This window comes from Leptolyngbya sp. AS-A5 (genome assembly GCF_039962495.1).
GTDB lineage: Bacteria > Cyanobacteriota > Cyanobacteriia > Leptolyngbyales > Leptolyngbyaceae > Leptolyngbya.
This window is the reverse complement of record NZ_JAMPLL010000017.1, coordinates 51,621-72,130: the sequence shown is the minus strand read 5'-3', so window position 1 is coordinate 72,130 and position 20,510 is coordinate 51,621. Positions and strand designations below refer to the sequence as shown.

Below are 20,510 nucleotides of genomic sequence, written 5' to 3'. Positions count from 1 at the left end.
GTGAATGGAACGATCGCAATCAAGCCAGAGTTTTCAAAACCCAGTGATATTCGCGCTGAATAGACTCTAGAATGTCCAGCTTCATTGCAGGCGGTAAGACATCCCAGGTGTAAGTTTCAATTTCCAAGTGTGTACAATCTGGTGCAAGCGATAGATTCTGAAGCGCCTGATAGATATGATCTTGTGTCGAAGCAAAAGAAGAGTAGCGATCAATAAAAATAGGAACGTGAAAGTGAGTGCGCCATTCGATCGCAGCGTCGATCGCAAGATAGGGCATTGCTTCTGTCAAGTCTGCATAGTGCTGAAGCGCTCCATCTGCATGACGAGTCACGACTTGATGCAGATATGTTGATTCTGCAAACGGAGCTAACGATTGAATCAAAGATTGGCGCTCAGAGGGTTCCGGTAAAGTAATTTTGAGCGCGGCGCTGAGTTGAAACTTACCAACCTTGATCCCTGACGCTTTTAGTGCGGCTAGAGCGATCGCAGGTTCCTCATATTCCACCGCAAAATGACAGGTATCATAGCAAAGCCGAATATGCTGTCGGATTAAAGTTTCTGCTGTTTGGATATCTACTCCTAGTGCTTGCGTGAGAACAGGAGTTCCGATCGGGAGTAGCCAGTCTTGAAAAAATGCGATCGTTTCTTGCGTGTTTTCAATCAATCCATCCGGTTCTGGTTCAAGGTCTAGGTGCAATAGCTTTCCAGTTTGTTGATGTACTTGAGCCATTACCACAACTGCCTGCGCCAAATTCAAACTGCTATGGTGAAATACTTTCTCCTGCGCTGTTGCATCGTTTCGCCACCAAGGTTTATAGGATAAGGGCAGCGTTGAAATTCCACCGTCTATACCTTCTGGTAGTAAAGCTGCCAAAATGCGAATCAGACGTTCGGTGTACGCTAGGCGTTCTGGTTTCGACCAATCAGGTGCATAGACCTGATCTTTCACAATCTGGTGGTGAAAGCCTCCAAAGGGGAATCCGTTGATCGTAAAGACATACAAATCCTGTGCCTGAAGCCAGGTCTGAAAATCGATCAGGTTGTCCTCCTGAAGAAGCTCCTGGGTAGCGGCATCTGCCAACCGCAACCCAACACCAAAAGACTGATCTGGGCTAAGCTGCTGTTTCAGAACAGGAAGATAAGTTCGTAGATTGGTGTAGGTTGCATCCCAGCTTTCACCCGGATGAATATTGGTGCAATAAGTGAGATGGAGCGGGGATGGAGTGAAAAGACGCATGACTAGGATGGCAAATAGAACTTTAGAGAGTAGATAGAATCGCGATCGCTTTGCGGTACTGTTCCCAATCAACTTGATGGACTTCCAGACCCTGACCCACTTGCTTTAATAGCATCAACGTTAGCTCTCCGCCCAAATGTTCTCGAAATTCACTCAGCCCGCGAAACAGGGATAAAGGGTGCTCTGGCTCATCAAGATAGCTAGTTAACTCTGGAACAAACAGCGTAAAGCCTAATGTTTTCAGAGTTTTACAAATGCGTTGCCAATCTGCTTCAGGTAAAAGATTGATTAAATAGGAATAGGTCGCATCCAGCGCAATCCCGATCGCAACTGCTTCTCCATGCCGCAATTCATAATTCGTGAGCCGCTCTAATCGATGCGCTGCCCAGTGCCCAAAATCCAAGGGTCGCGATGATCCCAGTTCAAACGGATCGCCATGTCCGGCAATATGCTCTAGATGAAGTTGGGCACAGTGATAGATGAGGTGCTGCATCGCTGGCATCTCTCGTCGTGCGAGTGCCTCTGCTTGAGCTTCAATGTTGGTGAAAAATTCAGGTGATTTGATCAACGCCACTTTGATTGCTTCCGCCATGCCCGATCGCCAGTCGCGATCGTCTAGCGTCGTTAAAAACTCAAAGTCATTCAGTACCGCAAAGGGCGGCGCAAAGGTTCCTAAAAAGTTCTTTTTGTTGAAGGCATTAATACCATTTTTTACGCCAATTCCAGAGTCATTCTGAGCCAGAACCGTGGTGGGTACTCGAATCAGGCGAATGCCCCGATGAGCGGTTGCCGCAGCATAGCCAACCATATCTAATACCGCACCACCACCGATCGCGACTACATAAGAGTGACGACATAACCCAATGTCATCGACCGCCTGATGCAGTTGCTCAATTAGACTAGGATTGTTCTTTGCGGCTTCACCACCGGGAACCACGATCGGAGAAATGGGCAGGGCTAACTTTGGGTAAGCTTTGGTATAGGATTCAATTTGATTCAATAGCTGGGGATGATGCGGGAGCAAGCCTCCATCGACCACAACTAACATTTTTTTAGCGTCTGCATCTGCCTGTTGAGCAATGACTTGCGCCAGGAGTGGATTATCTGTCCGAAATAAGCCTTGTGTAAAGTGAACTTCATATCGAAAGTTTACTTCAAACTGCTGTTTAAGGATCGGGAGCGAGGACTGTTGAGGACGAGCAGGACGGCGCAATAAAGATGTCATAGTTATTTGAAGAATGAACAGCAGCAAAAAACGCAAAGATTAGGTTACAGCGAACAATCGCGCTAGAAGCATAGATAGGGGAAGCAACACGACTAACATCGCTCCGTACAGCCATCCAGCAAAACCAGCCGCTACAGCAGCATCCATCACAATCAAGGAAAGAACTCCTGATTTCACAGCGTTTTGAATCGTTTTGGGGCTGGGATCTTGAGTCGCTTTAATAAAGGCAGGGAGAATCAATCCCGCAAATAACAGCACAAAAGGAACAGCAGCAAGCAAGTTATAAACAGGCAGGAATCCCAGTAGCAAAATTGCTGAAATCACAGCTCCGGCTAGCACCAGCGCAGCAATCCCGGTTTCACGCTTGCCTCCTTGCACCTCGCCCCGACTAATCGCTGTAACCGCAATAATGTATACGATCGGGATCAAAGCCAAGAACCAGCGATCACTCAACAACTCCGGAGCCGCACTAATCCCCAAGAGCAAGTTTCCTCCCCGACATAGCCCCATATTGATCGGGCCAAACTGATCCTGGTGCTTGCCCGCACTGTCATACAGTAGTGCTGCAATCGTGATCGCGATCGCCAATAAAGCACTGGTCAGAGAGACTTGAGCCGCCGCCGCAATGCCACCCAGTAGCAGCACGCTTCCTAAAATTGTTGCTCCCTGTCGTGAAGCTCGACCACTAGGAATCGGACGTTCAGGACGCTCCTCTGCATCTAGCTCTGCATCAAACACATCATTGAAGACAACCGCCCCGGCGTAGAGTCCTGTCGTTGCTAACAACAGCCAACCAAGGGGAACTAGCTCTACTATAGATATCGTTCCAGCCAGCACTGCCTGGATTTGACTCACTTGCCCAGCCGCCGCATATCCTAGCAGAATGTCTGCCCAGGCAGTGAGGATATTGGCAGGTCGCATCAATTGCAGGTAAGCCCATAGCGAGGCGGACTGCATACTGGTTGTATTCATCGGGGTAGGGTTCTAAAAGAGTTGTATTGAGAGACCTGTCCTGGTATTCAAAGAATAGAAACAAGTATCAAGCATTACCGAATGATCAAAGATTCTTGCTCGGCATCGTATACAGGGGTTTGTCCTCGTAGAACCGAGTTGCCACTGTAAAGTTGACGCTGATCGACAGGGAGAGGATTCAGCCAGTCCTCTTCTTTCATTTCACCGCTTTGACCATAAGCTGCAAGCGCATTGCTATAGCTAACTGCTCTCACCTGCTCTTCGGGAATTCCGCACTGAAGCATCAGTTGAGCGGTTTTAGGAACTGCTAACGGGTCGCTCATTCCCCAGTCTGCCGCGCTGTTGATCATGATTTGCTGACTGCCATAGCGCCGCACCAGTTCTACCATTCGTTCATTCCCCATCTTGGTATTGGGATAGATAGAAAACGCACACCAAAAACCCCGATTTACTACTTCTTCAACGGTTTCCTCGTTGCAGTGATCGATTATGACTCGTTGAGGGTCGATCCCATGTTCCAAGCAAATGTCCATGCTCAACGTGGTTCCCTCTTTTTTGTTGCGATGGGGAGTATGTACCAGCACTAGCTTATCGAGTTCTTTTGCAAGCTCAAGCTGTAGGCGAAAGTATTTCTCTTCTGCCTTTGTAATCTCATCAAAGCCAATTTCTCCGATCGCGACTACCCCTTCTTTGCCAGCGTAGAGCGGTAATAGCTCCATTACTTCCTCCGCTAGGGCTTCATTGTTGGCTTCTTTTGGATTGATGGAGATAGTACAGTAATGGCGCATTCCAAACTGTCCAGCCCGAAATCGCTCCCAACCCACCAGACTATTGAAATAGTCTTTGAATGTTCCCGCGCTGGTACGAGGCTGCCCCAACCAGAAGGAAGGCTCAATCAAGGCAACGACTCCATATTGCTGCATCACCAGATAATCATAGGTGGTGCGGGATGACATATGGATATGAGGATCGATAAACATCATGGAGTTTGGCTGCATGGCAGTTGGTTGATTGTTGGACAGATGTAGATTTTCAGAAACGCTACTTAGAGCAGAGCAAAGTGCTCCCAGGACAGTTCACCATGCTGGATCTGCTGTTGTAGGTGGGGGACTTGTACCAGAAGAGCCTGAGCTTTTGGTAGTGGAGAGACTGCACAGGCAAGCGCTCCCGCTTTTTGCTCCTGTGAATCAGCACTAGAGATCAATCTAGTGAGATCATTGATGCGATCGCGCTCTAGATACGGAGCCGCTACTCGCCACAGTTCAGGATTAACGGGTCGCCCTGCTGCCCAGCGCTCGTGAGCATAGTCCGACAGCATTCGAGCCAGCTTAGGATTGGCGCGACGATCTAAACCAACGATCGCATGGAGCGGACTACCGACAAACAGAGCCTTCAGCACCAGTTGATTCCAGGCATCTTCGCTAAAGTATTCAGCAGGGTAAGGATTGTTTAGAGTAAGAGCATTAAATACGGCTGTGATATTGGTGCGAATGCCGTCGAGCGCTGGGGTGAGCAAGCGCTCGGGATGAGGAAGCAGTGGTAGTACCTGATAAAGCGCCACCAGTTCACCCATCTCTGCTGCTGAAAACAGCTTTTCGACCGTACTAATATAGGAATCAGGATGAGAGTCTGCCCAAGCAAGAACTAACAAGGCTCGTCCTGCTTGATCTAGGCTCCAGTGCTTCAGCAACAATCCCGGACGAACGCGATCGAACGCTTGGATATCTTTGTCAGCAAGATCAAGATCAGATTTTCCCAAATGTCTGGGGACAGCGCTAAACCGAGCAATAAAGAGACGTTCAGAGGCTCCTTCTTCTATTTGGTGAACCGTTTCATTTAACCAGCTAAAGGCAGTGTCATTTAAGCGGCGCTCCAGGCAGGAATACAAGAACATAGCTGCTGGAGCCAACCCAGAAACTAAGGTTGTTGGTTGCATTATATTTACGAAGTGACCTTACACATCTACAAGCATTTGCTCGTTGCACCATCATCAAGTAGAACCACTGAATATCTCAAGTCTTTTAGAGTGAAGTTGATGAAAACTTCATCTTTTCGTGCAGGTTTCCCAGGGTTGTTGAATGGAGAGATGAAGATTCTAAAATCTGTTAGAGAATTGATGAAATCAGGCTGTAGTGCTCTCTCGTGGTCTTCGACAAGTTTTCTTGCGTGAAATCGATCGGTTAATTGCCGCCGAACTCATGCTAGACGACTTCGGCTTACCAGGGTAGCACTTCACCCTTTGCGTGCCAGAATGTTCCTGTATTTTCCAAAGTCAACTCATCAATACGAGCCAGAAGTCCCTTCACAGATTCTTCTGGTGTAATACCTCCAGGCGTAAAGTTTGTCATTCGCGTTTGCACTAGACCCGGATGTAGAATCGCTACTGCAATTCCACGCGGTTTTAGATCATGCGCCAATGACTTTCCTGCCATTGATAGCGCCACCTTCGACATTCGATACCCATAAGAACTGCCAGAGGTATTATCTGCGACCGATCCCATTCGGCTAGTCATCAAGACAATCCTAGAGCCGTTTTTAAAATTCGGTAGCAACGCATGAGTGACTCGCAATGCGCCTAGAGCATTCACTTCAAACTGTTCGCGAATGCTATCGAAGTCGAGGTTATCTAACGTCACTCGCTTGAGAATGCCTGCATTGTTGATGAGAACATTGATCGTGGTCTTTTGTAGTCGATTTTGCAACTCTGCAACCGAAGCGTCTGAAGTAATATCGATTCCAGCCTCAAGCTGTACGCCTAGCTGCTGCAATTCCTCAGAGGCAGCGCGGCAGACGGCAATCACCGTGTCTCCTCGTTCTTGCAGTTGACGACAAAATTCGTAGCCAATTCCTCGATTTGCTCCCGTAATTATATAAGTTGCCATATTAAATCGTTCTAGAAAAATAGCTGTGCTGCGAATGCAACTGTAGTTTCTCACACTCTAGCTAACAAGTAGAAAAGGAAACAGAATTAGAATTCAAAGAATTAATTCAATGCGATCGCTATTCCTTCTTAGAAAAATCTTCTGAAAACGACTCAGTTTAATGGTAGTTAAATAATGCACAATACTTTAGTTGCCACCGGAGGTTGTATGTCGATTGATTATACAAAAGCTGTAAAGTACGCTCTTCTTTGTCAAAAGATTTATGAGAACTTCGACACTATTAAGTTTGACGGCATCACCGTTAACCCTGTCCTGATTAGTGAACCAAAAACAGATACCCAATGCGCGATTTTAGTAGAAGGAACCGCAGCAACGATTGTGTTTAGAGGTAGCAAATCCTCGGAAGATTGGGAAACAAATTTTAACACTAAACTAGAACGGACTCAGTTTGACCAAAACGTGATTCGAGAATTGATTGTTGAGCCACGGGAGAAAACCTATCCGTATGGTGGCTCTAGTCGTTCGGGAGCACTGATCCACCAAGGCTTTGTTGCAGCTTATTTTGCGGTGCGAGATAGAATTCATGAGTATATCAGAAACAATGCGATATCTAGTGTCGTTGCAACGGGGCATAGTCTAGGTGGAGCCTTAGCAACCTTATGCGCTGTAGATGTTCAGTACAATTTCTCTGATAAAGTGACGATCGAAGCCTACACTTATGGCGCACCGAATGTCGGAAACGATGGATTTCGTGAGTCTTTCAATCAGCGAGTTCCCAACAGCTACCGAATAGTTCATGGAATGGATCTTGTCCCAGAGTTACCGCGCTGGTGGCAGGGATATCGCGCTGTAGACAAAGAGATCCGAATCGGACGACGGTTTAGTCTTAACTTCGTCAGTCAGCGGTTTAAAGATCATGCGATCGATCGCTACATTACGGTGCTGAGACAGCTCGCATAAACTACACCGACCAAATCCGCTCATCGGTATTTAGATATCCGCTACGATCATACAATAAACTAGATCACACGAAACTAGATCACACGCACTGGAGGCACAGCGATGACGGCTCTTGCTTCTGCTTCTCAAACTCCAGAAATTTTCTATCCCACTGGCGATGGTGAACCCGTGGCAGAAACCTACGACCATTTCTATGCTTTACTCATCACCCTGGAAGTATTGCGCCAATACCTCATAGGTCAGCAAGCAACCGTTTTAGGCAACCAGTTTCTCTACTACGCGCAAGGCTTTCCCAGGCTGCGGACTGCGCCTGATGTGATGGTGATTTTTGGGGTCGAACCAGGGGGACGCGACAACTACAAAATCTGGGAAGAAGGGCAAGTTCCTGCCGTGATTTTTGAGATGACTTCGCCCGGAACCAGAACCCAGGACGAAAGCTTTAAGAAAACGCTTTACGAACAATTGGGTGTTCAAGAATATTGGCAATCTGATCCTAAAGGCGAATGGATTCCAGAAAAACTCCGGGGCTATCGCTTGAGAGGCGAAACTTACGAGCTCATTGCCGATGGTCAAAGCCAACCCCTACAGCTTCGTCTCACCGTCGAGGGCAACCTGATTGGGTTTTATCGCTTAGAAACGGGTGAGAAATTACTGATCCCCGATGAATTAGCGACTGCCCTCGAAGCTGCCGAATCGCAAGCTGCTCAAGAACGCCAACGCGCCGAAGCCCTTGCCACCGAACTTCAGCGATACCGAGATCGCTTCGGTGACTTGCCCGAATCTTAACTTACCCCTTCCTGCCGTCGATCGCGATTCATCGCTTGTCGCACATTTATTTGATGAGAGCAACGATGCTGTCAAACAACTGATAAAAATGGCAATTACAGCCGTTAAACAACGCAGAAATTATCGAATCTCGACTGTCTTAATTTGAATACTTTCTACGCTTTGATTATTCTGTTTCAATTGCCGATCGACAATCCAACCACTGCTTGTCCAAAACAACATGCCGAGCAGGGGTAACGACAACCAAAACCAAAGTCCTAGATTGGGTAAGCTTTTCAAGGGAACATTCCTTTATCGAGGTGAATCTTCAAGCATTTTCTAGAATAGGAAAGTTAGTTTGAGGAGCGAATATGCTGATTCTACTGGTTGAGGATGATTCCCTTCAACTAGAACCTTTGCAAGCCGCGCTAGAAAAAGCGGGACATATTGTTGATGCGATCGCTGAAGCAATGACAGCCCGATCGCTGATGCTCGATCGTCCCTATGACCTGCTAATTCTCGATTGGATGCTGCCTCAAATCAGCGGAATCGAACTGTGTCGGCAGTTTCGGCAGGTAGGCAAGACGGCTCCGGTGTTAATGCTAACTGCAAAGGATACGACGATCGATAAAGTGACAGGACTAGATGCTGGAGCCGATGATTATCTCGTTAAACCCGTGGATGTGATGGAATTATTGGCACGGGTGCGCGCATTACGGCGACGATCTCCGTTGTGGCAAGGCGACACGCTGAGTTTGGGAGATTTGCAGTTGCACCTCGACACCTTGACTCTAGAGCGCCAACAAACGACGGTGCAATTATCGGGACGAGAATTTCAGTTGATGGAATATTTTATGCGGCATCCGCGCCAAGTGGTGACACACGATCAGGTAGAGCAAGCCTTGTGGGGCTGGGGTAGTCAACCCGAAAGCAATGCAGTCACCACCTTGGTTCGACGACTGCGACAACGGCTTGACGCAGTTGGAGCCAAGAACTGGCTTGAAACCGTGTATGGTGTGGGTTATCGACTGATTTCTATTGACTCTGAAGCAAGATAACTGCATCTCATGTTTCACCGCAGCCGCCGGAATTTAGCCTACTGGTACACGCTCTCAATGGGCGGGGTTCTGACGCTGTTTGCAGCGATCGGCTATGGGCTGACTGTGAATGAACAACTCGATCGATTTGATCAAACCCTGCTGAAGCAAACACAGATTCTCACGGGTCAATTGAGCCGCAGCAACCAATCACCATCAATGACTCCAAATCCTCAATTTGCTTATGTTCGATTGTATGATGCTCGAAGAAGGCGACTTCAAGCTTCTGATCAAAGTTCTCCATTGAGGTTAGAAGATACGATTGGCTGGAGAACGATCGCATCTCCAGCCAGTGTTTTAAGGCAGTTGACGATTCCACTAAAAAACGGCGCGAGGATTGTAGGCTATCTACAAGTTGCAGTGCCGCTCGATTCGCTGCAAAAAAGCCTAGATCAAGCGCGATTATTCCTTAGCATTGGTCTTCCGGTGACGCTTGGAGTGATTGGAGTCATTGGTTGGACGTTGGCGGGAATCGCCCTGCAACCGACACGTCATGCTTACGATCGTCTTCAGCGCTTTACAGCCGATGCCTCTCATGAACTCAGAACTCCCGTCGCTGGAATTTTGAGCCAAGCTCAGGTTGCTCTGATGCCACCGGAAGACATTCAAGAAATGCGATCGCGGTTAACTCAGATTGTGGTGATTGCCCAATCAATGGGTTCACTGATTGATCAATTGTTGTTTCTGTCACGCCAAGATGGAAAGTTAGATCCAGCAACCCTGAATGCTATTGATTTTGCTGCGTTAGTGCAATCATTGGTAGAAGAATATACGCCTCAAGCGATCGAGAAACACCTTCAGCTAACCAGCCACATTCGGGAAGCAACACTCTGGCTCAAAGCTGATCCCAATTTACTGAAACAAGCGATCGTCAATTTAATCACGAACGCACTCAAATACACACCCGCAGGCGGAATGATTGAACTGCGTTTATTCGTTCAGTCGAATCACGCTGTTTTGGAGATTCAAGATACTGGAATCGGTATTCCTGCCGCAGATCTCTTTCATGTGTTTGAGCGGTTTTATCGCGTAGATACTGCCCGCACTCGGCAAACCGGCGGATTTGGACTCGGACTTGCGATCGCGAAGCAAATTATCGAAGCGCATCAGGGACGGATTCGGGGCATCAGTGAGGTTGATCGTGGCTCAACTTTCCGCATTGAACTTCCGCTCAAGCCGTCCAGTCGATTTACCTCTGACATTTCCTTGTCATAATCGCTCTGCACAATAGGAAATAGCTTAAGAAAATGTGAGTTCGACGTTTTTTTCGCTTCGTTCTGATCGGCTTCTTGCCCCCTAAATCCCCCACGAGTGGGGGACTTAGAGAAAAGCGGTTCTCTAAACTCAAGAGATTCTCTTACCTTCAAAGTCCCCCAGAATGGGGGATTTAGGGGGCTACCTGCAGATCCAAACGTAGCCAAGGATATGTGTCGAATTCACGTTAAGAAACGCTTTGCAAAGGTAGGTGTGATATCAGATTGATTTGTTAATGCTACAGATCCCTCGCCCCCTAAATCTTCCAAAACGGGGGACTTTGAGAATTCGACACGGCTTTGGCTTGAAGTCCCTCACTCATGGGGGATTTAGGGGGCTGCCAGCATCTGTGGCGCTCAAAAATCAATTTGGTGTGAGGATGCGTTCTGAACCTTTTTGTCGTCATGACTCGAATGAAAAAAACCGTTAAATCCATCTATGCAGCTTTTGCTGTCATTTTGGCAACGCTTCCGGCTTGTACAATTCAAGCAAACCGTTCCGCAGATACCGTTGCTGCAAGTACAACTGAAGCAGCGTCGCCGTCTGAGAGTCGGGTTCAAGAAACCGTTCAAAAGTTGACTCAGATTGGAGCTAGAGTTGCGGGGACACCTGCTGCACAGCAAGCAAGTCAATTTCTGATCGAGGAATATCGCAAATCAGGCTATCAAACTGAGGTGCAGACCTTTACCTATCCGAAGTTTCGAGATCTAGGTTCGAGTGTTGCTGTAAATGGACAGACAACCTCAGCTCAAGCTCTAAACAACTCGATCGCAGGTCAAGCTAATGCGAGGTTGGTAGTCGTTCCCAATGTGGGGCGACCAAATGACTTTGCATCGATTGATGTGAAAGGTGCGATCGCGGTTGTGCAGCGGGGTGAAATTCCGTTCTCACAGAAAGTAGACAACGCAGCAAAGGCGGGTGCGATCGCAGTCATTGTGATCAATTCAGAAGACAAACCCCTGCGAGGAACGCTGAGCAGTCCGGCAGCAATTCCGGCGATCGGCATCACTCAAGGTAATGGTGCGAAATTACTCAACGCGCCATCTGCACAGGTCTCTGTAAATACAGAGCGGCGAACGATTACCGGACGCAACGTGATTGCTCGTCTTCCTGGTGTAACTCAACCTCGTTTATTGTTAGGTGGACATTATGACTCTGTTTCCGGTTCTCCTGGAGCCAACGACAATGCATCTGGAACAGCAGTGGTCTTGGAGACGGCGCGGCGGTTGGCGAACACGCCATTGGCTCGCGAAGTGTGGTTCGTGGCGTTTGATGGCGAAGAAGATGGCTTGCAAGGATCAAGAGCCTTCGTAAATTCTGTGCAGCCTCAATTTCTGTCTGGTTTAGCAGCCATGTTTAATTTCGACATGGTAGGGATTAATGATCGTCTCCTCATCGGTGGGTCTGCTGAGTTACGATCGCAGCTCAAGCAACTCAATTCCAATGTTCCAACTTTTGTTCCAGCTTTAACAAATAGCAGCAGTGATCATGCGTCGTTTGCAGCGAAGGGAGTCCCTGTGTTGTTTTTCTATCGCGGCTCTGATCCGAACTATCATTCACCGACCGATCGCATTACCAATGCAACCAGCTTGAACGACACGCTACAGACGGCATTGGCATCGATTAATCAAGTGTTGCAGTCGAAGTAATTCAATTTCAATCAAGGAAGTTCTAATCGCTATGATGGCTTTGAAAAAATCAATCACTTCAGTTTCGTTAGTTTCATTTGGCGCGATCGCAGCGATCTCAACGACTCACTTTGCCCCCGCTCGGCTTATAGATTTACAGCCCGTAGTAGCTCAATCTGCATCTCCTGATGCCAACTTCGTCTCAAACGCGGTCGATCGTACAGGTGCGGCAGTCGTTCGGATCAATTCATCACGCACGGCAGGAGGTAATTTCTCCGATGGGCGGGTAGTACGCGGAGTGGGTTCAGGATTTATTACGAGATCGGATGGATTAATTTTGACCAATGCTCATGTGGTCGATCGAGCCAATCGAGTCACCGTCACGCTGAAGGATGGACGACAGTTTGAAGGGCGCGTCGTCGGAGAAGATCGTCAGGCTGATGTTGCCGTGGTGAAAATCCAAGCCAACAATTTGCCCACAGTTCCTTTGGGAAATTCTAATCAACTGCGTCCCGGAGAATGGGCGATCGCGATTGGTAATCCACTTGGATTGGATAATACTGTCACGGTTGGCATTATCAGTGGCACTGAGCGATCGGGGCGATCGTTTGGAGCGCCGAATGGTCAAGGCTATATCCAAACCGATGCTGCGATCAATCCGGGCAATTCTGGTGGCCCATTGCTTAACCAGAACGGGCAGGTTATTGGCATTAATACAGCGATTATTCGGGGGACTCAAGGCATTGGATTTGCAATTCCGATCAATCGCGCCCAGCAGATCGCTCAAGGAATTGTCTCGGCTCCGATCGCAAATTTGACAGCGCGTTGATATAACGATCCTGTTTGAGTTGTGAACGCTCAAAGGAGTGGGGAGTAGGGGGGCTGAAAAGGAACCGACACCCTGCTCCCCAATTCACAACAGTTCTGCGACGCATCAGAAGATAAGCCGTACCATTTTTGCCTCAATCGCTTAAGCTTGTTTTCTGATCGTTTCTTCGAGATGCCATGCCTCAACCAATTCTCTATCTTGCAATTACCAATCACGGCTTTGGTCATGCCACCCGCGCCGCTTCGATCGCGGCTGAAATTCAGCGGCTCGATCCTGAGATTGTATTAATCCTTGTGACCACGGCTCCGCGATCGCTGCTGGAAGCTTATATTCCAGGAGATTTTATCCATCGTCCCCGCGCCTTTGATGTGGGTGTGATTCAAGGGGATAGTCTCACCATGGATAAAGCGGCAACCTTAGAGAAACTCCGTCAGATTCAGCAACAACAGCGATCAATCATTGCTAGCGAGGCCAATTTTATTCGTCAAAATCGAGTTGGCTTAGTGTTGGGAGATATTCCACCGTTAGCGGCTCCGATCGCCAAAGCAGCAGGCGTTCCGGGCTGGATGATGAGTAACTTTGGGTGGGACTTTATCTATCGCGATTGGGGCGGCAAATTTATTGAGGTTGCAGATTGGATTGGGGAATGTTTTGCTCAGTGCGATCGATTGTTCAGAATGCCATTTCATGAATCCATGAGCGCGTTTTCTCACATTACAGATGTGGGCTTGACCGGAGTTGATCCCCGATTCGATGCCGCAGAGATTTTAGAGAAATTTGATCTAACTGAAACTCCGAAAGAAAACATTATTTTGGCAACATTTGGCGGATTGGGACTCGATCGCATTCCCTACGAAAACGTGATGCGCTATCCCGATTACAGATTTCTTTGTTTTGATCTAAACGCTCCAGACTTCCCGAATCTAATCAAAGTAGATGATCGTTTTTATCGCCCGATTGATCTCATGCCTGTGTGTGGTCGTCTGCTCACAAAACCAGGATATAGCACTTTTTCTGAGGCTTGCCGCTACGAAATTCCGGTTACAACTGTTACCCGTGAGGGTTTTGCTGAGTCTCCAGTGTTGCTCGAAGGTATTCAGAACTATGCAACGCATCAAATTTGGTCAACCGATGAGTTTTTTAACGGTGATTGGAAAGGTATCACTCAACCAATGAACGCACCGCGTAAAACAGAAAAGCTCGCTAAAGATGGAAATTTAACCATTGCGCGATCGGTCGTGGAGTATCTACGCTCATTGTAATAAGGTGAATGCCAACGGTCATAGAAAAGATGGATTGCGAGTGGTGATTTATTTAGATGACCATCTACCCTCCCAAACTGGTGATTTCCTATCAGAGCGAATTGTTAGAAGCTTGGAGAGAAATTCATGGAGAACCTTGATGCAGCTTTAGAAGCACAGCTCGATCGTGCCTACGATCGTGCAATTCTCGTAGATGCCACAGATCCGCGTGCTGCTTCTGCCTATTACGATCGTGCTTCTGGTCAAGTCGTCATTCATCTAAAAGACGGCTCAACTTTTATGTTTCCTCATGAACTTGCACAGGGATTGGCTGATGCTTCTGAAGAGGATTTAGCAACCATTGAAATTACTCCTTCTGGCATTGGCTTGTATTGGGAGGCACTAGATGTGAATCTAACCGTCCCCGCTCTGCTGCAAGGAATCTATGGAACAAAAGCTTGGATGCAACAATTAAGGCAAAAACGAAACGCAGCTTAAACAAGCATGGGAAGTAAAAGCTTTCCCATGCTATGTGGAATTAAGCTAACAATTCGCCAGTTTCCTGAAGCGAGTGCAAGCGTTGATAGAGTCCGCCTTGTTGTAGCAGTTCTTCGTGGCTGCCAACCTCAACAATGTTGCCTTGGTCTAACACCACAATTTTGTCTGCTTCACGCACCGTACTCAATCGGTGAGCAATGATGATCAATGTTCTCGTTCCCAGAATTGATCGCATTGCTAACTGAATCGATCGCTCTGATTCATAGTCCAAGCTTGAAGTTGCTTCATCAAAGATCAGCACATCCGGATCAACAATCAAAGCTCTTGCAATCCCGATTCGCTGTCTTTGTCCTCCGGAGAGTCGAACCCCCCGTTCACCAACGATCGTCGCATATCCGGCTGACATCTGTTGGATAAAGTCTTCTGCCTGAGCAATACGACAGGCTTCGCGGACTTGCTCCATTGTGGCGTTGGGATTGCCATAGGTCAGGTTATCGAGCAATGTGCCATTGAAGATATCAACCTCTTGGTGAACAATGGCTAATCGCTTCCGATAGCCACTAATATCCAACCGTCGAATGTCTTGACCATCGATCAAGATCTTGCCCTGATTCGGCTCAAAGTAGCGGAACAGAAGCTTGACAAGCGTTGATTTTCCTGACCCCGATCGACCGACTAATGCCACCGTTTGATACGGTTCGATTAGTAAGTTGATGTTTTTGAGAACGGGTCGATCGACATTGTAGCCAAACCGCAGATTAGAGAATTCAACTTTCCCGGTGAACTGATACTTCGGTACCGCTTCAGGATGTGGTGCAAGGCTACTAGCATCCATACCAACCGGAAGCTTCATAAACTCGTGAAAGCGAACCATTGAACCATAGCGCCGCGCAAAGAACTCAGCAAATTGACTAATCGGTTGTACTTCCGCATACGCCATACTTGATATTGTGAAAGTCGTTGTAAAGTGACCGATCGAGATCTTGCCCTGTGCTGTGGCATAGACTGCTAAAGCAAACAAGATGAACACACAAGTCTGAACGATCGTGCGCTCATACATCATCAGCATTACATAGCCTTTGTGAATGCGATAGTCCAGCACTTTGAACTCTCGATCAAGTCTCTGCTGCTGGCGCTTCAGCTCTGAAGTTTCGGTTGCAAAGGCTTTCACCGTCTTAATGTTGGTGATAATCTCAGAAGTGCGGCTTTCAGTATCCTCCATGTATTTATCTAAGCGTTCTTCTTGGTCAGAAAGCTCTTTCAGCCCTACTAAGTTAAACGCGAGAATACCAATAAACGAAACGAGCAGTAAAATCGCGATGCGCCATTCGATAAACCAAATCACTGCAACAATTCCAATCACCCGTAAAAGCTTCGGGAACAGTTGCGAAATCATATCCGGATAGATCCAAGTATGATTTGACAATCCTTTTGCGACACGCGCTGCAATCCGTCCAGCATTGTTCTCGTCGTAGAACTCTAATGGTAAAGTCAATACCTTTTTTAACGATTCCCCAGCATTATCACGACGCGCCCGAAATGCAGTATCCCAAGCAAACCAGGCACCTAACCACGGCTGAATCGGCGCACGCACCACAGACACGATCGCGATTAGCACCAATAACACCGATAGCGTAAAGGATTGATTAACTTCAACTCGGCTGATTTGTGCGGTTGAATTGATCAGGCTTTGTAAGACACGATCGAGCGGCTGCCCCGACAGGACATTCAAAATTTGCCCGATCGTATAAGGCACAAATAAGTCAATAATCTCGAACAAACTCATCATCGCAATACTGAAAATTGAAATCTTCCAGTAGTTGCGAAAGTATTTGAGAATGTCTAAAAATTTAGCCATACATCCTCCCAGTGTGGCTGAGGGTTGATCGCCCCGACAACATTCAAAAAATTCCAAGCGCCAACGGAAATTGAGACAGGACGCTGCTCAACTTCTTCAAGATTTTTATAATACTACAAGTATTACAGATATTACAAAAGTTCCTGCCGCAATCGATAAATAATCGTTTTGGCATCCACTTGATTCAATATTTCGCGAATCACCGTGTTAGCGCCCTGTGCGCCCCAGGTGCAGCCATTTTCCAGGTAAACTTGCGCTGCTCGTCCAACCGAGTACGACCCATATCCTGCAATGCCTGCTTGAACAGCAGCCGTTCCCGCGAATGCCGAGAATCCTGCACTGCCATCTACTCCGGTCGCTAAAGCTGCTGCACTTTTGCCCATTCCCAGTAAAACTCCGCTACCAATCTCACCGAGCAGCAATGTTCCTGAACTGAACAAGATTGTATTTAATAGCTTTCCTGCCTCATAACGCGTCATCGGCAAGCCATAGAGATTCGCTAAAGCTTGGATCATTGCTAAATCTGAAACTGCGCCACCAATGAGATCGAGAAACGCGATCGGGTTGAGTGCAATGGCGATCGCTTTGTAGCGGGTAAACTTCCAGATTAAGGCTTCGGCTTCGGTGTTTCGCAGTTCCATCACCTTCGCCGCGATTTCTTCTTCTGCGACTCTAGCTTGAGTCAACGCATTGAGCGCCAAGAGCGATCGACCTTCTCGATTCAGAATCGTCAGAATCTTCGCTTTCAATTCCTCAATTTGCGGAGGTGGGCTTTCCCATTCATAGCTCACTCGCCCGTCTGGATATTCCACGCGCATTTGCAGCGGTGCGGGTTCCGCCGCAACCATGACAATCTCATCTGAAGTTAAAAGCTGCTCTAAGCGATCGCTATTTCCTGTTCTAGCCCCCAAGCTTTGCAGATTGAGATAGATATCTTGGCGCGATTGATCCGGATAAAGGTCAACTTTGTTAAACACTAGAATTAGCGGCTTTTGTGCTTGTCTGAGATCACAGAGCGCTTTGTATTCAGTCCGCGTCATATCTCCAGAAATCACAAACAAAATTAAATCCGCTTGTCGGGCAACGTCTTGCGCCATTTCTGCCCGCGCTTGTCCGTCAATTTCATCAAGTCCCGGTGTATCGATCAATTCGATGCGAATCTTGCTCGAAGACTCTGGCACGATCGATCGTCCTTCAGATACAAAGCCCCCACTTGGCGACCAAGTAACCAGGCTGGGAGCCTGCGTCACGCCGTTTAGAGGCCCTGTTTCAAACACCTTTTCCCCAATCAGCGCATTCAAAATCGCCGATTTCCCGCGACTCACCAAACCAAACACCGCAATTCTTAGCACGTACTGATCGAGCTTCTTCAAATTGCTTGAGATCGTTTCGAGTTCCGCCTTTAATGCAGATTCAAGTTGCGGATCTTTGGTCGATCGCAAAAACTGAGAATAATTGGTAAACGCTTGGCGCAAACTTGCCCGCGCTCGATTGAGGTGAGTGTCCTGGGGATTCGGGCGATTAGAAGGGGCTTGACTCAAGGCAATCTAGACCAACGGCATCGATTTCTATTCTCGATCAAATTTGCAAAACTCGGCGGAAAGACACCCGTACAATTTCGCGCTTCGGATGGGAATGATAAAGGCGTTCAGAGCGAAACTTCCCCTACTAATGTCCTAATGTCAAACAAAGTCGCAATTTTCCTAGATGTTGAGAATCTATCCGGATGGTTGAAGTCAGAAGGGGGAAGCATTTTGCTGCAACAAGCGAATGCACTCGGACAGGTGATGATTCAACGAGCCTATGGTGACTTTAGTAATGCAGCGATCAGTGGTCGCCAAGAGGATCTGATTAACTTGGGCTTTGAACTTGTTCACGTTTACCATCCCGTTAAAGGCAAAAATGCTGCTGATATTCAGATGGTTGTAGATGTCATGGAGATGACTGCACGATCGCCCGATATTTCTTGGTTTGTGCTGGCAACCAGCGATGCTGACTTTTCGCCATTGTTTCGACGCTTGAAATCACTCGGTAAGAGAACGATCGGAATTGGTCGAGAATCGGTTCTGAGTCGAACGGTGCAAAATTGTTGCGATCGTTTTATCTACATCGACGCAGATAAAATGCTGGAAACAGTAGTTGATCCTCAAGCCCAAGCACTCAAACTATTAAAGCAAGCGCTTTCCGGTCTTCAAACGCCAACAACGCTTCCCTTACTCAAAGCAGAAATGCTGAAACAAGATCCAACTTTTGATCACAGCAAGTTAGGGTATGGCAAGTTTCTTAAGTTTGTTGAGAATGCGAATTCTGTTGTCAAACTGGAGCTAATCAAAAAGGAATGGCTAGTTCATCCTGTAGCTGAGAATGTGAATATTGTTAGCCTCACCGCAAATAGCAAAAAATCTAAGAAAAAAGCAAGTTAACGCCGTATCACTTGAGGAGCCGCAACTGCAAAATTTCTCGGTCTAACCACATACATTCCTGACCAACTGGCTAACAGTTGCTGAGACAATTGCTGAATTTCAGCTTGTTGTGGAACACTTATGCGCCATTCGGACGGAAGCCCGATCGTGCTGTTATACGCTCCAGAAAGTGCCCCAGTGAGTGCGGCAACCGTTGGAGTCCGATACCCGATCTGTAGCGATCGCAGAACCGACAAGCGAAAGTCTCCTGGCGTGCTGAGAAAACAATACAGGGCTAACGCAACGGCAGCATCTCCCAGCGTGGCATCACTCAGCGTCAAAATAAGCTGAGTCGCCTCTTCAAGTCCAATGCCCTGCTGTACCATCGTTTCGACCTGCTGAAGCCGCTGGAGCTTAGGAACTCCTTCAGGCGGCGGTAACAAGACTTCAAACATCGAAGTGACAAGGCGGCGAGGATTGAGCGATTCGAGTAAAGCTTGCGAGAACGTATATCCGATCGCCAGTAAGTCCAACTCCGACACCGCAGAATTCTGCCACAGCCTCAGAACAGTCTGAGCATTCTGCCTCAGCTTCAGAAAGTCTTCGTGAAAGAACAGGAACACAGGCAGAAGCGCGATCGCAGATTCCGCCGTTGTCAGTGGCTCTCGAAAAATCGGATGGTTTTCTGTTTCGATTCGCTCCGGAGCAATCAAAGACTCCGCGTAAAACTGCATGAGCTGAGTGAGCGAATATCGACGAGCAGGAACCCGACTCAGCGATTGCAGTGCGATCATTTCGCCGATTAGCGCCCCCATCATTGCGGCTTGAAATCGATAGAGAAGGGCAGATTGCATGATTATTTCTCGAAACCTAGTGTAAAATCTTCGCTGACTTGGTTGGTTTTTTGGCAGATTCAATCCGTTCGATGCAACCTTACCCCCTGATATCGCGTCTCATGATTCGTCCTTATTCTCGCTTGTCTATGCGGACTGTTCGATCGCTGATCATTTCGATTGCGCTGGTGCTGAGTACGAGCGTGCCTGGATGGACGCAGACTCGACCGATTCTCCGAGTTGGAAGTCAAGGCGCAACGGTGACTGAGCTACAAAGCACTTTGAAACTTTTAGGATATTTTTCAGGTTCAGTCAATGGTGCATTTGAAGAAAGCACCGATCAAGCCGTAAAACGCTTTCAACAGGCGGCGGGAATTACAGCCGATGGTGTGGTTGGGAATGAAACTTGGAATCGCTTGTTTCCCACTTCTGAACCTACGACGCTGACTCCAGCGCCTCGGACTCCTGAAGCACGTCCGGTTCGTTCTGAGCCTGCACCGACGGGAGCGTTTCCGATTTTGCGACGGGGTGCGAGAGGTGAAGCAGTACAAGGATTACAAAGTCGATTGAGAGCGATCGGCATGTATGACGGAGAAGTTGATGGGGTGTTTGGCGCTGGAACTGAAGCAGCGGTAAAAGCAGCACAGGCGAAGTTTGGGTTAGCGGTTGATGGGGTGGTTGGGGGTGCAACTTGGGCAGCAATCTTACGCTAGTTTGGGCGATCGTTGCAGTCCGTAAAGCGCTGTAAACATTAGTGAATTGAGTGAGCCGAACTGAGATGGGAGTGCTACTTTAGATTCAAGACACAAAAGAAGTTGAAACCCTTCTT

Annotated in this window: 19 protein-coding genes; 10 read left to right on the top strand and 9 right to left on the bottom strand. The window is 47.7% G+C overall.

All coding sequences use genetic code 11. The features are described from left to right. Positions 1-19: 19 nt before the first annotated feature. The 6 genes from eboE to NC980_RS17915 all read right to left on the bottom strand — a co-directional run bounded on the left by eboE (position 20) and on the right by NC980_RS17915 (position 6,316). Positions 20-1,237, bottom strand: a complete 1,218-nt coding sequence (eboE, locus tag NC980_RS17940; RefSeq protein WP_190376817.1) for a metabolite traffic protein EboE — start codon at positions 1,235-1,237, stop codon at positions 20-22. 22 nt (positions 1,238-1,259) lie between these two features. After that, positions 1,260-2,462 carry a 3-dehydroquinate synthase gene (locus NC980_RS17935; RefSeq protein WP_190376816.1) on the bottom strand — a complete coding sequence of 401 codons (1,203 nt, stop codon included), beginning with the start codon at positions 2,460-2,462 and terminating at the stop codon, positions 1,260-1,262. Between the two features lie 39 nt (positions 2,463-2,501). Then, complete coding sequence (gene eboC, locus NC980_RS17930; protein ID WP_190376815.1) at positions 2,502-3,434, bottom strand: UbiA-like protein EboC; 933 nt, start codon at positions 3,432-3,434, stop codon at positions 2,502-2,504. 74 nt (positions 3,435-3,508) lie between these two features. Next, complete coding sequence (locus NC980_RS17925) at positions 3,509-4,432, bottom strand: TatD family hydrolase (RefSeq protein WP_190376814.1); 924 nt, start codon at positions 4,430-4,432, stop codon at positions 3,509-3,511. Positions 4,433-4,479: 47 nt separating this feature from the next. Next, positions 4,480-5,370, bottom strand: a complete 891-nt coding sequence (locus NC980_RS17920; RefSeq protein ID WP_190376813.1) for an EboA domain-containing protein — start codon at positions 5,368-5,370, stop codon at positions 4,480-4,482. Between the two features lie 280 nt (positions 5,371-5,650). Next, positions 5,651-6,316 (bottom strand): SDR family oxidoreductase, encoded by a 666-nt coding sequence (locus NC980_RS17915; RefSeq protein WP_190376812.1) that lies wholly within the window; start codon positions 6,314-6,316, stop codon positions 5,651-5,653. 207 nt (positions 6,317-6,523) lie between these two features. Between NC980_RS17915 and NC980_RS17910 the strand changes: the two genes are divergently transcribed. The 8 genes from NC980_RS17910 to NC980_RS17875 all read left to right on the top strand — a co-directional run bounded on the left by NC980_RS17910 (position 6,524) and on the right by NC980_RS17875 (position 14,588). Continuing rightward, entirely contained in the window at positions 6,524-7,276 is a 753-nt protein-coding gene (locus NC980_RS17910) for a lipase family protein (RefSeq protein ID WP_190376811.1), read from the top strand. A gap of 102 nt (positions 7,277-7,378) precedes the next feature. Continuing rightward, positions 7,379-8,062, top strand: coding sequence for a Uma2 family endonuclease (locus NC980_RS17905; RefSeq protein ID WP_190376810.1), 684 nt, complete (start codon positions 7,379-7,381; stop codon positions 8,060-8,062). A 350-nt stretch (positions 8,063-8,412) separates the two neighbouring features. Next, a complete protein-coding gene (rppA, locus tag NC980_RS17900; protein ID WP_190376809.1) occupies positions 8,413-9,099 on the top strand; it encodes a two-component system response regulator RppA in 687 nt (228 codons plus the stop codon). 9 nt (positions 9,100-9,108) lie between these two features. Beyond that, complete coding sequence (locus NC980_RS17895) at positions 9,109-10,353, top strand: ATP-binding protein (protein ID WP_190376808.1); 1,245 nt, start codon at positions 9,109-9,111, stop codon at positions 10,351-10,353. Between the two features lie 443 nt (positions 10,354-10,796). Continuing rightward, positions 10,797-12,041, top strand: a complete 1,245-nt coding sequence (locus NC980_RS17890) for a M28 family peptidase (RefSeq protein WP_190376807.1) — start codon at positions 10,797-10,799, stop codon at positions 12,039-12,041. A gap of 31 nt (positions 12,042-12,072) precedes the next feature. Beyond that, positions 12,073-12,849, top strand: coding sequence for a trypsin-like peptidase domain-containing protein (locus tag NC980_RS17885; protein ID WP_190376806.1), 777 nt, complete (start codon positions 12,073-12,075; stop codon positions 12,847-12,849). Positions 12,850-13,025: 176 nt separating this feature from the next. Further along, positions 13,026-14,111, top strand: coding sequence for a glycosyl transferase (locus NC980_RS17880; protein WP_190376805.1), 1,086 nt, complete (start codon positions 13,026-13,028; stop codon positions 14,109-14,111). A gap of 126 nt (positions 14,112-14,237) precedes the next feature. After that, a complete protein-coding gene (locus tag NC980_RS17875) occupies positions 14,238-14,588 on the top strand; it encodes a DUF2442 domain-containing protein (RefSeq protein WP_190376804.1) in 351 nt (116 codons plus the stop codon). Positions 14,589-14,628: 40 nt separating this feature from the next. Here NC980_RS17875 and NC980_RS17870 read toward each other — a convergent pair whose 3' ends face one another. After that, positions 14,629-16,446 (bottom strand): ABC transporter ATP-binding protein, encoded by a 1,818-nt coding sequence (locus tag NC980_RS17870; protein WP_190376803.1) that lies wholly within the window; start codon positions 16,444-16,446, stop codon positions 14,629-14,631. Between the two features lie 131 nt (positions 16,447-16,577). Next, on the bottom strand, positions 16,578-17,987 hold the full coding sequence (locus NC980_RS17865; RefSeq protein WP_190376802.1) for a GTP-binding protein: 1,410 nt from the start codon (positions 17,985-17,987) through the stop codon (positions 16,578-16,580). Between NC980_RS17865 and NC980_RS17860 the strand changes: the two genes are divergently transcribed. Then, complete coding sequence (locus NC980_RS17860; RefSeq protein ID WP_348253938.1) at positions 17,979-18,869, top strand: NYN domain-containing protein; 891 nt, start codon at positions 17,979-17,981, stop codon at positions 18,867-18,869. The two genes, NC980_RS17865 and NC980_RS17860, sit on opposite strands and share 9 nt — an antisense overlap. Here the strand turns inward: NC980_RS17860 and NC980_RS17855 are convergent. Then, the gene (locus NC980_RS17855) at positions 18,866-19,702 is read right to left on the bottom strand and encodes an ADP-ribosylglycohydrolase family protein (RefSeq protein WP_190376800.1); all 837 of its coding nucleotides are present in this window, start codon (positions 19,700-19,702) and stop codon (positions 18,866-18,868) included. The two genes, NC980_RS17860 and NC980_RS17855, sit on opposite strands and share 4 nt — an antisense overlap. Before the next feature lie 101 nt (positions 19,703-19,803). On the opposite strand from NC980_RS17855, the gene NC980_RS17850 reads away from it, so the two are divergent. Then, complete coding sequence (locus NC980_RS17850) at positions 19,804-20,394, top strand: peptidoglycan-binding protein (protein ID WP_190376799.1); 591 nt, start codon at positions 19,804-19,806, stop codon at positions 20,392-20,394. Positions 20,395-20,510: the final 116 nt, after the last annotated feature.

Excerpts from the sequence above, each read along its gene's own strand:
- NC980_RS17915 (WP_190376812.1), bottom strand. The coding sequence starts at position 6,316 with ATGGCAACTTATATAATTACGGGAGCAAATCGAGGAATTGGCTACGAA.
- NC980_RS17925 (WP_190376814.1), bottom strand. The coding sequence starts at position 4,432 with ATGCAGCCAAACTCCATGATGTTTATCGATCCTCATATCCATATGTCA.
- NC980_RS17890 (WP_190376807.1), top strand. The coding sequence starts at position 10,797 with ATGACTCGAATGAAAAAAACCGTTAAATCCATCTATGCAGCTTTTGCT.
- NC980_RS17880 (WP_190376805.1), top strand. The coding sequence starts at position 13,026 with ATGCCTCAACCAATTCTCTATCTTGCAATTACCAATCACGGCTTTGGT.
- rppA (WP_190376809.1), top strand. The coding sequence starts at position 8,413 with ATGCTGATTCTACTGGTTGAGGATGATTCCCTTCAACTAGAACCTTTG.
- NC980_RS17935 (WP_190376816.1), bottom strand. The coding sequence starts at position 2,462 with ATGACATCTTTATTGCGCCGTCCTGCTCGTCCTCAACAGTCCTCGCTC.
- eboC (WP_190376815.1), bottom strand. The coding sequence starts at position 3,434 with ATGAATACAACCAGTATGCAGTCCGCCTCGCTATGGGCTTACCTGCAA.
- NC980_RS17855 (WP_190376800.1), bottom strand. The coding sequence starts at position 19,702 with ATGCAATCTGCCCTTCTCTATCGATTTCAAGCCGCAATGATGGGGGCG.
- NC980_RS17910 (WP_190376811.1), top strand. The coding sequence starts at position 6,524 with ATGTCGATTGATTATACAAAAGCTGTAAAGTACGCTCTTCTTTGTCAA.
- NC980_RS17895 (WP_190376808.1), top strand. The coding sequence starts at position 9,109 with ATGTTTCACCGCAGCCGCCGGAATTTAGCCTACTGGTACACGCTCTCA.
- NC980_RS17850 (WP_190376799.1), top strand. The coding sequence starts at position 19,804 with ATGATTCGTCCTTATTCTCGCTTGTCTATGCGGACTGTTCGATCGCTG.
- NC980_RS17920 (WP_190376813.1), bottom strand. The coding sequence starts at position 5,370 with ATGCAACCAACAACCTTAGTTTCTGGGTTGGCTCCAGCAGCTATGTTC.
- NC980_RS17875 (WP_190376804.1), top strand. The coding sequence starts at position 14,238 with ATGGAGAACCTTGATGCAGCTTTAGAAGCACAGCTCGATCGTGCCTAC.
- NC980_RS17905 (WP_190376810.1), top strand. The coding sequence starts at position 7,379 with ATGACGGCTCTTGCTTCTGCTTCTCAAACTCCAGAAATTTTCTATCCC.
- NC980_RS17885 (WP_190376806.1), top strand. The coding sequence starts at position 12,073 with ATGATGGCTTTGAAAAAATCAATCACTTCAGTTTCGTTAGTTTCATTT.
- NC980_RS17870 (WP_190376803.1), bottom strand. The coding sequence starts at position 16,446 with ATGGCTAAATTTTTAGACATTCTCAAATACTTTCGCAACTACTGGAAG.
- eboE (WP_190376817.1), bottom strand. The coding sequence starts at position 1,237 with ATGCGTCTTTTCACTCCATCCCCGCTCCATCTCACTTATTGCACCAAT.